10 protein-coding genes are annotated in these 12,163 nt (G+C 51.7%); 4 read left to right on the top strand and 6 right to left on the bottom strand.

Features of this window, described 5'->3' with window-relative positions; translation table 11 throughout:
* Window positions 1-7 precede the first annotated feature (7 nt).
* Window positions 8-2,242, bottom strand: coding sequence for an acyl-CoA dehydrogenase (locus tag ACJJIN_RS04135; RefSeq protein WP_444896991.1), 2,235 nt, complete (start codon window positions 2,240-2,242; stop codon window positions 8-10).
* Window positions 2,190-2,429: a hypothetical protein gene (locus ACJJIN_RS04130; RefSeq protein WP_413662261.1), complete on the bottom strand. Its 240-nt coding sequence runs from the start codon at window positions 2,427-2,429 to the stop codon at window positions 2,190-2,192. Before ACJJIN_RS04130 ends, ACJJIN_RS04135 begins: the two co-directional genes overlap by 53 nt.
* Before the next feature lie 153 nt (window positions 2,430-2,582).
* Between ACJJIN_RS04130 and ACJJIN_RS04125 the strand changes: the two genes are divergently transcribed.
* Complete coding sequence (locus ACJJIN_RS04125) at window positions 2,583-4,022, top strand: di-heme oxidoredictase family protein (RefSeq protein ID WP_444896990.1); 1,440 nt, start codon at window positions 2,583-2,585, stop codon at window positions 4,020-4,022.
* A 69-nt stretch (window positions 4,023-4,091) separates the two neighbouring features.
* Here the strand turns inward: ACJJIN_RS04125 and rraA are convergent, their stop codons facing one another.
* The 3 genes from rraA to ppsA all read right to left on the bottom strand — a co-directional run bounded on the left by rraA (window position 4,092) and on the right by ppsA (window position 8,070).
* The gene (rraA, locus tag ACJJIN_RS04120; RefSeq protein ID WP_444896989.1) at window positions 4,092-4,571 is read right to left on the bottom strand and encodes a ribonuclease E activity regulator RraA; all 480 of its coding nucleotides are present in this window, start codon (window positions 4,569-4,571) and stop codon (window positions 4,092-4,094) included.
* Between the two features lie 135 nt (window positions 4,572-4,706).
* Window positions 4,707-5,270 carry a L,D-transpeptidase family protein gene (locus ACJJIN_RS04115; RefSeq protein ID WP_444896988.1) on the bottom strand — a complete coding sequence of 188 codons (564 nt, stop codon included), beginning with the start codon at window positions 5,268-5,270 and terminating at the stop codon, window positions 4,707-4,709.
* 436 nt (window positions 5,271-5,706) lie between these two features.
* The gene (ppsA, locus tag ACJJIN_RS04110) at window positions 5,707-8,070 is read right to left on the bottom strand and encodes a phosphoenolpyruvate synthase (protein ID WP_444896987.1); all 2,364 of its coding nucleotides are present in this window, start codon (window positions 8,068-8,070) and stop codon (window positions 5,707-5,709) included.
* 189 nt (window positions 8,071-8,259) lie between these two features.
* Here ppsA and ppsR point away from each other — a divergent pair, with 189 nt between their 5' ends.
* The 3 genes from ppsR (at window position 8,260) to ACJJIN_RS04095 (ending at window position 10,961) form a co-directional block, all read left to right on the top strand.
* Window positions 8,260-9,087 carry a phosphoenolpyruvate synthetase regulatory kinase/phosphorylase PpsR gene (ppsR, locus tag ACJJIN_RS04105; protein ID WP_444896986.1) on the top strand — a complete coding sequence of 276 codons (828 nt, stop codon included), beginning with the start codon at window positions 8,260-8,262 and terminating at the stop codon, window positions 9,085-9,087.
* Between the two features lie 73 nt (window positions 9,088-9,160).
* Window positions 9,161-10,492 carry an aminodeoxychorismate synthase component I gene (pabB, locus tag ACJJIN_RS04100; protein ID WP_444896985.1) on the top strand — a complete coding sequence of 444 codons (1,332 nt, stop codon included), beginning with the start codon at window positions 9,161-9,163 and terminating at the stop codon, window positions 10,490-10,492.
* 175 nt (window positions 10,493-10,667) lie between these two features.
* Window positions 10,668-10,961 carry a hypothetical protein gene (locus tag ACJJIN_RS04095; RefSeq protein ID WP_444896984.1) on the top strand — a complete coding sequence of 98 codons (294 nt, stop codon included), beginning with the start codon at window positions 10,668-10,670 and terminating at the stop codon, window positions 10,959-10,961.
* A 45-nt stretch (window positions 10,962-11,006) separates the two neighbouring features.
* Here ACJJIN_RS04095 and cysB read toward each other — a convergent pair whose 3' ends face one another.
* Window positions 11,007-11,978: an HTH-type transcriptional regulator CysB gene (cysB, locus tag ACJJIN_RS04090; RefSeq protein ID WP_282932493.1), complete on the bottom strand. Its 972-nt coding sequence runs from the start codon at window positions 11,976-11,978 to the stop codon at window positions 11,007-11,009.
* Window positions 11,979-12,163 lie beyond the last annotated feature (185 nt).

The following is a 12,163-nucleotide window of genomic DNA, read 5'->3' as shown; positions in this document are numbered from 1 at the left end:
TCAAACCTTATTGGACTGTGCCCGCACACCCACCCAAGTGCTCAAAGTGATCCACCTGAATTGCCTTCTCCACAGCATCCGCTGCATCGTAGAGTATCTCAGCCTCTTCATCGCTGATTAGATTTTTCTTTAACCCTTCTTCCACGCTATCCCTGCTCAGGTTGCGAATACCGCCTTTTTTTAATTTTTCACGAGCCCGCTCGGAAGCGCATACCCGATCAAACGCCTGCTCAACAATATCCACTCCATCCCCGGGAGTTCCGAGAAAGACTCCACTGGTCAGCCGGTCGCGAGTCGCCGACGGCGTCAACAGTAATTCCGCACAGGCCTTGGCTTGCCGATCCGATGCGGTGTGGACACTGTGACCCCAAGGCATGGTGAGGAAGTGCATTACTTGGCCAATAAATGGCCGGGGGAAATTTTGAAACACCTCCAACAAGTTGACTTCGATCTTATGCAATCCATCTCGCATGGCAAATTCCAGCAGAGGGAGGTCATCCTTAGGGTTGCCATCATCATAAAAGCGCTTCAGGGTGCAGCTGAGCAGATACAGCTGACTCAAGACATCGCCCAATCGGGAAGAAATCAATTCTTTTCGCTTGAGTTCTCCTCCCAGGGTCATCAAGGAAAATTCGGTGACCAGAGATAGCACCGCCGAATACCGATTCAATTGCCGGTAGTACTTAGCGGCGTGCCCTACGTTGCGAGGGCTGCTGGCAAACAAGCCCACCGTCCAGCCGTGAAAAATACCCCGACACAGGGTTTTGAATTGAAACCACATATGCTTGGGCAGCAACTTATCCAGTTCGTCCAAACCCGCTTCATGATCCGGATTTTCTGCCGCCAACATTTCCTGCAAGATATAGGGGTGACAGCGAATTGCGCCCTGACCAAAGATCATCAAACTGCGAGTGAGAAGATTGGCCCCCTCTACCGTAATTGCTACCGGTATCGCTCGATAAACATTACCCAGGTAATTTAATGGACCATCCATAATGGCCTTGCCCGCATGAATATCCATTGCATCAATAATGGCCTGGCGTAGACCACAAGTAGCATTGGCTTTCATAATTGCGGTGATCACCGCTGGCTTTCGCCCCTCATCCAGGGCACGGGTAGTCGTTTTATGGGCGCTGTCCAATACAAAGGCGATAGAAGCAATTTCAGCCAAGCGGCGTTGCACGCCTTCAAAGCGGCCAACAGGCACATTAAATTGCTCTCGAACCCGGGCGTAAGCGCCGGTCATGCGCGCGGCCATTTTTGCCCCACCGGTAGACAGGGATGGCAGAGAAATTCCTCGGCCTGCGGCAAGGGCACTCATCAGCATCTCCCAACCTTTGCCGACATTCTCCTCGCCGCCAATAATCCAATCCATGGGCATAAAAACATCTTTTCCCCAGTTGGGCCCATTCTGAAATGCTTGCAGCGCTGGGAGATGCCTCTGACCAATGGAAACTCCCGGTGTATCTGTGGGCACCAGGGCAACCGTAATACCCAGCTCTTCTTCATCGCCGAGAATATGGTCCGGGTCATAGAGCTTGAAGGCCAAACCTAACACCGTGGCTATCGGGCCCAAGGTGATATAGCGCTTGTGCCAATTAACGCGCATGCCGAGGACCTTTTCGCCTTGATACTCGCCGTAACAGACTACGCCACGGTCAATCATGGATGCCGCATCAGATCCGGCCTCCGGACTGGTCAGCGCAAAGCAGGGAATATCAGTGCCATCTGCCAGACGTGGCAAATAGTAATCCTTTTGCTCTTGCGTACCGTGAGCCAGTAGCAGCTCTCCCGGGCCCAATGAGTTAGGCACCATTACTGTGACACCCACACAGGTACTGCGGGTGGTAATTTTGGTCACTATCTCCGCATGAGCTGTCGGGGAAAAGCCAAGGCCGCCATATTTCTTGGGAATAATAATGCCAAAAAAGCGATTTTTCCGTAGGAAATCCCAAACATGCTCCGGAATATTGCGATCCACATAGCTAATTTGCCAATCGTTGATCATTCGGCACAGCTCTTCGACTGGCCCCTCCAGGAAAGCCTGCTCCTCTTCATTGAGCGCAGGTGGACCCATCCCCAACAATTGATCCCAATGTGGTTTACCTGACAATAACTCAGCGTCCCACCAAACCTCACCCGCTTCCATCGCCTCCCTTTCTGTTTCAGAAATTGACGGAAGTACCCGTTTAATAATTTTTAAAAGAGGCGCGGTAAAGAATTTTTTGCGCAATTCGCTCATTTTCACCTTCCATAGCGGCAGCCGTTGCAACAAACACTGCCAATTCCCGCAGGGTCGAGAGAGTCATCAATGCACAATAATAGGAGACGTTTGATTGCAGGTAAGAATTCACAGAAGAAATCCATGCCCCTACCCGGATAGACATTTTATTTTTCAACAAAACCGGCGTTGTTTTTTTTAGGGCCATTGAAAAGTTATTGAGATTAGCTTTTTCTCACTCCGTCCACAGCAATTCGTATTGTGAGACTCCCTCACCCCCTTTCAATTAAATAACCATTTTTCCAGGGACTTGGCCTTATAACTTTTTGAAAGGGAAAGAAAAATAAACAAGGATTTTGACATGAAGCGATTAACGGCAATATCTCTCACCAGCATCAGCCTGATGCTCCCTTCATTAATTTACGCCGATCTTATCGGCGAAGCACCGCGCTTAGACCCTGCAGATAGGATTAGCCAGGATGAAATTTCCCAAGGACAACTCCACCTCGACGAAATACGTGAAGCGGGGCTGATTATTTTCAGCACGCCTTTCAATCGTTACGACGGTTTTGGTGATGGCCCCCACGATTTTTCTGAACCGGACAACCATTCCCCCACCGGAGGTAACAGGCCCACCCTGCAAGGTAATGGCACATTTTTACGGGTCAATGGCCTTGATGCGCAAAATTGCCTGGAGTGCCACACCGTTATCAGCAATCGAACAACGCCACCCAGATTGGGCATTGGCGGAGGTGGAGGATTCGGAACCAGCGTATTATTCCGTCCCGCCAATATCGATGTTATCGATGAAAACTTTGACGGTATCGCAGAGTTTGATGGGCGGCTGATTAATCCGGTATTTTTATTTGGCGCTGGGGGGATTGAATTGGTTGGTCGTGAGATGACCCATGAATTACAAAATCTTAAACAACACGCCCTCAATAACCCCGGCACCATCGTTGAACTGGAAACAAAATCAGTCAGTTTTGGGAGCATCATTGCGGACGAGTACGGCAATTTGGATACAACCAATGTCGAAGGCGTCGAGCACGATTTGGTTGTCAGGCCCTTTGGTCGAAAAGGTGACAACGCCTCAGTCAGGGAGTTCGATGTCTCCGCCTTGGCATTTCATATGGGGATGCAGGCCTCGGAAGCCTTTGGCGGAGCAACAGCAGATGCTGATAACGACGGAGTCGTCAACGAAATCACCGTTGGGGACTTATCCGCACTGAGTATCTTTATTACCACCCTGGAACCACCATTCGATGTCGATGACAGAGAACACCGTGACGGCCGGAGGCTTTTCTCCGATATTGGCTGCGCCGACTGCCACCGCCCAACGATGGTCACCCAGAGAAGGACCCTCCCTTATAAACTTACCGGCTCTCCAGAAACTCCCTTTGAAGACATTTTTTACGAAGTGGACCTCACCAAGCAACCGACAAGTTTTCGCCAAACCCGCAATGGCGGAATAGAGGTCGCGATGTTCTCTGATCTCAAGCGCCACGACATGGGCGAGGGGCTGGCTGAGAACGCCTTCTTCCAAACGGACCAGCAAAACCGTGAGTTTATTACCGCACGCCTTTGGGGAGTGGCCGATACCGCGCCCTATTTACACGACGGCAGAGCCACTACGTTGGCAGAAGCCATTTTTCTCCACGACAGCCCCGGAAGCGAGGCCAGTAACGCAGCACAGAATTTCAAGTATTTAAGTGAAAATGATCAGAATAAGATCTTGGCATTTTTGATGTCCCTGAGAATGCCGGAGAACCCCGCTGAAGATCTAATTGATCCCCGCTGAGTTGATTCTCAACAACTGGCAGCGCTTTTGGGCTGCCAGTTTCCAGACCTAATGGACTTACTGGTGTTTTTAGGTCAGTGCCTTACCCGCCACAATTACACCGTTGTTATCCGCGTAGAGGTATTCCCCCGGGCGGAAATCCACACCGGCAAAGCTCACCGCCAGGCCTCTTTCACCAATTCCCTTTTTTTCTGTTTTCATTGGATGGCTACCAAGTGCCTGCACCCCCAGATCCAGTTCCACGATTTCATCTACATCGCGAATGCAGCCATACATCAGGATACCTTCCCAACCGTTAGCAACCGCCTTTTCTGCCAGCATATCGCCAAGACAAGCCCGCCGTATAGATCCACCGGCATCGACTACCAAAACCTTGCCCTGCCCCGGTTCAGCCACCAGTTCTCGCACCAGGGAGTTATCTTCAAAACATTTGATAGTGACAATCTGCCCACCAAAACGATCTCGGCCACCGTAATTGATAAACATAGGATCAACTACTCGCACCTCATCAGGGTAGGCATCACATAAATCGGGGGTTGACTTGAGCATCAATATTCTCGCAGCAATCTATGGAAGAGAAGAATAATAGCGGGAAAAAAGTAGAAGAGCTAAGAGGCAAATAAATACCGGGTATCACCACGATGGATAATACCCGGCCAAGCCTTCGCTGCCACGAAATTGAAACTAGTGTGTTACACGAACCGGCGTGCCTACACGCACATGCTGATAGAACTTTCTCGCCATATGTGGGGGCATACGCACACAGCCATGAGAAGCGGGATAGCCGGGCACGTGGCCAGAGGCATGCAGACCGATACCGCCATTAAAACGAATGTAATTATTCATTTTTGCACCGCGATACACAGTACCCGCAGGGCGACGATGCTTTCGAGTATTTACATTAGATCTCACGACTCTGCCAGTGCGTCTATCAACAAAACTGCCATAAATAGACGAGCGGTGATAAGGGTGTTTGGACAACACACGAAAATGTCCGGGGCGTGTGCTGTAACCGCGCTTCCCCGAAGAAATACGGGAGACACCAACTAATTTCCCACCTTTATACAGATATGCGCGCTGCTCACTTAAATCAATTCTAATTGATGGACTACCACCCCTGGCTGCAGCGCGATCATCAAACCAATTAGATGCGCGTGGCTTTGCATCTGCCGGTGGCGCTGCCATTAAAGCCATAAGGCACACCATCAAAAAGACATGAAGTATGGGGATTTGAAACTGTCTACTCATTTGCATAGCTCACCTCACCGAGTCTGGGTACCCTGCCCTGAATCCAACAGATAAACAGTCTGTCGGTAATTTTCAGGTGCACGCCAGTGGGGCCAGGGCCCACGGCGAACATTTTTACGGAGCACATTGCGCAATCTGTTTTTCGATTTACACGCAACCTTAAGACTCTTCCGATTCTATTGAGGCGAGCGGATAGATTTAGAATGAATTCTTCTGTGCGGATCAGCTGATAGAGGTTTGTATTTTTTGGTTAATGTGTCGTTTAAATTTTTCAAACACAATTAGCAGAACAAAATCAGATGTTTCCGGGTTTAACCGCAACAACGGACTCATTTTCCACCAAGGCAAACATCGCTTCAGCAGAAAAATTACAATTAAATATAGCGGGGGAAAAATTGGGAAAGCGGCCCACAATTGGGCCGCTTAAAGAGGAAAATTAACCTTCCTCGTTGGCCAGGAATAGCCAGGTATCTACTGCGGTATCCGGATTCAGGGACACACTGTCGATCCCCTCATCCATCAACCAGCGGGCGAAGTCTTTATGGTCAGAAGGACCCTGACCACAAATACCTACATATTTACCCGCTTTCTTACAGGCTTGGATTGCCCTGGAAAGCAGTGCCTTGACCGCTGGGTTGCGCTCATCAAACAAATCGGCAACCAGGCCGGAGTCGCGGTCCAGACCAAGCGTTAGCTGGGTCAAGTCATTGGAACCGATGGAGAAACCATCAAAGTGCTGCAGGAAGTCTTCCGCCAGCAAAGCGTTGGACGGCAGTTCGCACATCATAATGACCTTAAGGCCACCTTCTCCACGGCGCAGGCCGTTTTCAGCCAGCAGACCGACTACTTCCTCAGCTTCTTCCGGGGTGCGGACGAAGGGCACCATGATTTCCACATTGGTCAGTCCCATTTCATCGCGGACTTTCTTCAGTGCACGGCACTCCAGGGCAAAGCACTGGCGGAAATCTTCAGAGCGATAGCGAGCTGCACCACGGAAGCCAAGCATTGGGTTTTCTTCGCTTGGCTCGTACAACTGGCCACCCACAAGGTGCGCATACTCATTAGATTTAAAGTCGGACAAGCGTACGATGACGCGATTCGGTGCGAAGGCCGCAGCCAAGGTAGCGATACCTTCCACCAGTTTTTCGACAATAAAGTCTTCTGGAGAATCGTATCCGCCGATACGCTCGCGAATATTCTGCTGCAGATCTTCCGGCAGGTTATCCAGTTCGAGCAGTGCTTTCGGGTGAATACCGATCATGCGGTTGAGGATAAACTCGAGGCGTGCAAGGCCAACGCCCTGGTTCGGCAGATGGCTGAAAGCAAATGCTCGATCCGGGTTGCCCACGTTCAACATAATTTTGAACGGCAGCTCCGGCATTTCTGCAACTTCAGTTTCCTCGCGCTGGAATTCCAGTTCACCAGCCATTACAAAACCGGTATCGCCTTCCGCACAGGAAACTGTCACCGGTGTGCCGGTTTCCAGCAGCTCGGTTGCATTACCACAACCTACAACTGCGGGGATGCCCAGCTCACGGGCGATAATTGCCGCGTGACAAGTACGGCCGCCGCGATTGGTAACAATAGCACTCGCTTTCTTCAGGACCGGCTCCCAATCCGGGTCGGTCATGTCGGTAACCAGGACTTCACCATCCTGCATCAGCGCCATATCTTCTACGGATTCAAGCTTGCGAACGGGGCCCGCGCCAATGCGCTGGCCGATTGCGCGACCTTCACACAATACGTCACTGCGCTCCTGCAAGCTGTAGCGCTCGATGCTGGTTCCCTGATCGCGGGAGCGTACAGTTTCCGGGCGTGCCTGTACGATAAACAACTTACCGCTGTCGCCGTCTTTGGCCCACTCGATATCCATCGGGCGTCCGTAGTGCTCTTCAATCTTGCGAGCCTGGATTGCCAGGTCTGTCAGCTCCTCATCGTTGAGGGCAAAGCGCTGGCGGTCTTCGTCTGCCACCGGGATAGTTTTTACGGAACGACCACATTCACCGCTCTCGTCGTAAACCATCTTGATCGCTTTACTGCCGCGATTGCGGCGCAGAATCGCAGGACGGCCCGCATCCAGGGCTGGCTTGTAGAGGTAAAATTCGTCCGGGTTAACCGCACCTTGAACAACGGTTTCGCCCAAACCAAAGGCGGCGGTGATAAAGATCACATCGCGGAAGCCACTCTCTGTGTCCAGGGTAAACATCACACCCGCTGCACCAGTCTCACTGCGCACCATGTGCTGGATACCGGCAGACAGGGCAACGCCCACATCCGCATAACCGGTGTGCACGCGGTAGGCGATAGCACGGTCGTTGTAGAGGGAAGCAAAAACTTCTTTTACTGCCTTCAATACAGCCTCGATACCTCGGATATTCAGGAAGGTCTCCTGCTGACCGGCGAAGGACGCATCCGGCAAGTCTTCGGCGGTTGCAGAGGAGCGAACTGCAACAGCAGTTTCCGCACCACCCAGGGCCTCATAGCCCTCGCGAATCTCTTTTTCCAGCTGCTCGGGGAACGGAGTCTGTAAAATCCAGTTGCGGATTTCATCTCCCGCCTGGGCCAGCTCGGTGACATTACCAACATCCAATCCTTGCAAACGCTCGGCTATACGCTGCTCCAGCTGTTCGTGAGCCAGGAAAGCCCTAAAGGCTTCTGCGGTGGTAGCGAAGCCACCGGGTACGCTCACGCCGGCACCGGCGAGAGAGGAGATCATCTCGCCCAGTGATGCGTTCTTGCCGCCGACTTTGTCGACATCGGCCATGCCCAGTTTTGCGAAGTCGATCGTGAAGTTCGTCAAGTGAAGGCCCTCTAAAATTCAGGTTGAGTGGCGGCAGATTATAAGGATGAGTTTTGTAAAAAATAGCCCGTAAAAATTGGCCAAAATGTTGTAAATTTTCTACAAAAATTGCAAAACGCCAGAATAAAAGACCTTTGCCCCATTCCTCCCCTACAATAGCCCCCTCACGCCGACAAACTGAGAACAAACATGGCAAAAGACAAGCGCACGGCTTTTTTTATCTCCGACGGAACCGGTCTCACCGTCGAAGCGATTGGCCACAGCCTACTCGCACAGTTCCGCGATCAACAAGTTGAGCAGGTCACGCTTCCCTATATCGACTCCACCGAAAAAGTTAAACAGGCCCTGCAACGCATAGAAAAAGCAGCCGATGAGTCCGGTTTACAGCCGATCATTATTACCAGCATTGTTTCTGACAAGATCCGGGAACAGCTGCACCAAAGTTCTGCGCTGATGCTCGATATCTTCGAGAACTACCTCACGCCACTGGCCAATCTGTTTAACCGGGATCCGGCACAGATGGTCAACGTCTCTCACGGCATTGACGACAACCGCCGCTACACCGACCGGATTGAAGCAGTGCATTTCGCCATGGACAATGACGATGGCCGCAGAGTCAGCGAATTCCAGCAAGCCGATGTAATCCTGCTGGGCGTTTCCCGCTCCGGCAAAACGCCTACCTGCTTGTACCTGGCACTCCAGTTTGGCCTGCGCGCGGCAAACTACCCCATCACCGAAGAGGATATGGACTCCACCACCCTGCCCAAGATCCTGCGCCCGTTTCGCAACAAGCTGTTTGGCCTGACAATCGAGCCTGAGCGCCTGATGCAAATTAGACAGGAAAGGCGCGCCAACAGCCGCTACGCTTCTAAGGAACAATGTGAATTCGAGGTGCGCCAAGTTGAGCAAATGCTGAGGCGGGCCCAGGTGCCTTTCCTCAATGCAACCCAACTTTCGGTGGAGGAACTCGCCACCCGCCTGATGTCTCAGGCCGGTATTGAGCGCAGGATTGACTAAAGAGCCACACACCCTTTAATTGCCGCCGCAAAATGTGTAGTGTGCGCCGTCTTCCGGACTGCTGTAGCTTGATATGCAAATTGTCTCTCTGCCCTACTCATTAAACACGCCCGCCGCATTTGCGGCGATAGCGGATTTACCTATCCCCGTTTGGCTCGACAGCGGTCGACCTCTCGCGGAGGGTGGACGCTATGACATCATTAGTGCCGACCCGATAAATACCCTCGAGTTAAGTGCCGACACGCCCGAGCCATTTGCCCGGCTGGATGACCTGGTGTGCGAACTCTGCCCTCAGGACAGGGACTCACAACTGCCTTTTTGCGGCGGGGTTATTGGTTACGCTGGTTATGAACTCGGTGTAGAGGGCAATTATCTACCGGCAGATATGCGCCCTACGGACTTGCCCGCAGGCTTTTTTGGGCTCTACACATGGGCCTTTATTGCCGACCACCAACTGGGCAGCAACCACCTGGTTTTCCACCCCGCCTGCCCCCCACAGCAAGCTCGCGAATTGATACAGCGATTTAAAGCTATCAATTGGGAGACCCCGCTTACACCCGGAGACTTCCGGCTGCTTTCACCATTTGAGCACGAACTGAGTGCAGATGATTATCGGACACAAATTGAGCAGATATTGGAATATATCGCCGCCGGCGATATCTATCAGGCAAACTTTACCCAGCGTTTCAGGGCCCCCTACAGCGGCGATCTGCTAACAGCTTACCTGGCATTGCGCTCTCAAGCTGCCGGTCCCTTTTCTGCTTATATGGCCCTGCCCCATGGCAGCCTGCTCAGTATGTCGCCGGAGCGATTTATCCGAGCAGATGGCGCCAGTTTACGCACGGAACCGATTAAAGGCACTGCAGCAAGACACGCTGACAAGATGGCAGATCAGCGCGCCGCCTTCTCGTTGCAGAGAAGCCCCAAGGACCGGGCGGAAAATCTGATGATCGTCGATTTACTGCGCAATGATTTGAGCAAGCTGTGTCGCAGCGGCACCGTACGTGTTCCCGAGCTATTCCAATTGGCAAGCTTTGCCAATGTCCACCACTTGGTCAGCGTAGTAACTGGCGAGCTACCCGAGGAGTCGGTCTACAGCGAATTACTCGAAGCTTGTTTCCCCGGCGGTTCTATCACAGGTGCTCCAAAGCGACGCTCAATGGAAGTGATCCGGGAGCTGGAATCCAGCCCCCGGGGGATTTATTGCGGCAGTATTGGCTACATCAGCAGCTGTGGCCGCGCTGACACCAATATCGCCATCCGGACCTTCAGTGCCAACGATGGACATCTAACCTGCGCGGCAGGTGGTGGGATCGTTGCAGATTCCGATCCCACTTCAGAACACCAGGAGTGCTTGGCCAAGGTGCGCTTACTACTGGAAACTACTGAACAATTTTTGCAGTAGGCATCAAATCGCCGAAAAACGACTAAAAATTAGCCTATTTTGGCGCCTTTTGTAGCATCACTACAAATTTCAGTTATAAAGGTATCGGCGATTGATATTTCAAAGTTATTAGGGGTTCTGATAGATTCAGTCCATCTTGCCTTTAATGGCATTGCACTGGATCAAGGAAATTATCGTGAAGATCACACTGGTCAAGAAAATTCTCGCCGACGGCTCGCCCTGCGCCAAGTGTCGCGACGTTGAAGAAAAGCTGGAAGAAAATGGCCAAATGCAATTTATCGACCAGACACTTATCGCCGACGTGCGTGACCCGCAAAGCCCGGGCTTACAGCTGGCTCAGCAGTACAAGGTAGAGCGAGCGCCCTTCTTTGTCGTAGAGCGCGAAGGTAAGGAAGCAGAGATTTTCACTGTTTACTTCAAGTTCGCCAAAGAAGTGCTGCGCCCCCTGATCGAGATGGAGGCTTCATAGCCTCCATCCCTTAGCTTTATTCGGCACTTCCATTCAGCAGCACCTCTAGTAAACCGGCAACTCCATATCGGCGAACAGCGCATCGACCTCAGAACGGGATGTCGCCTGTGCCGCCTGGTCAATCAGCTCACGGCTGAGATGGGGGGCAAATTGCTGGATAAACTCATACATAAAGCCCCGCAGGAAAATCCCCTTACGGAAGCCAATTTTTGTAACACTCGATTCAAATAGATCACTGGCATCGAGAGCCACAAGATCCTCATCTTCGCCATCAACGGCCATATCAGCCACAATGCCAATTCCCAATCCCAGACGCACGTAAGTTTTGATTACATCAGCATCGGCGGCGGTAAAGACTACCTTAGGTGACAACCCTTTCTCCAAGAAAGCTTCATCTAACTTGGAGCGGCCGGTAAACCCAAATACATAAGTAACTATCGGGTACTTCGCCACGTCCTCAAGGGATAGCTTGCTCACTTGGCAAAGCGGGTGATCTTTCGGTACCAGGATGCAGCGGTTCCAGCGGTAGACAGGCATCATCACCAAGTCGCTGAAAAGCTCCAGAGCTTCGGTAGCGATAGCAAAGTCTGCAGTACCATCTGCCGCCATCTCAGAAATTTGCATAGGGGTTCCCTGGTGCATATGCAGGGAAACCTCCGGATAACGGCCTATAAACAACTTAATAATCGGGGGCAAGGCATAGCGCGCCTGCGTGTGAGTGGTAGCTACAGCGAGACTACCTTTTTTATCATTGCTGAACTCTTGCGCAACCTGTTTGATATTCTCCACTTTGCGCATAATTTCGCCGGCAGTCTTTAAGATTGCCTCCCCTGCCGGGGTTACCCTTGTGAGATGCTTGCCGCTGCGCGCGAAGATTTCTACGCCAAGCTCATCCTCCAAAAGTCGGATTTGCTTACTGATTCCCGGCTGGGAGGTATAGAGGCTCTGCGCTGTAGCAGAAACATTGAGGTCGTGATGTGCCACTTCCCAGATATATCTCAACTGCTGCAGCTTCATAGATCCTCCCTTTCATTAAGTTCGCTCATGGCCGAGAGCGAGTAATACCATTTTTTGTTCGATAGTTATAAAAACTATCTTGAGTTATACGAGAAAAGAATAGCAGTGAATCAAAGCCAGGGCCAATGGACGGTTGAATATCCGTGGTAGAGACGAAAGTGTCAATCAACTTTGGGGGATCCCGG

Source organism: Microbulbifer maximicatervae (SeqCode), from assembly GCF_052467505.1.
The sequence above is the reverse complement of the archived record's forward strand: the minus strand, read 5'-3'. Positions and strand labels throughout refer to the sequence as shown.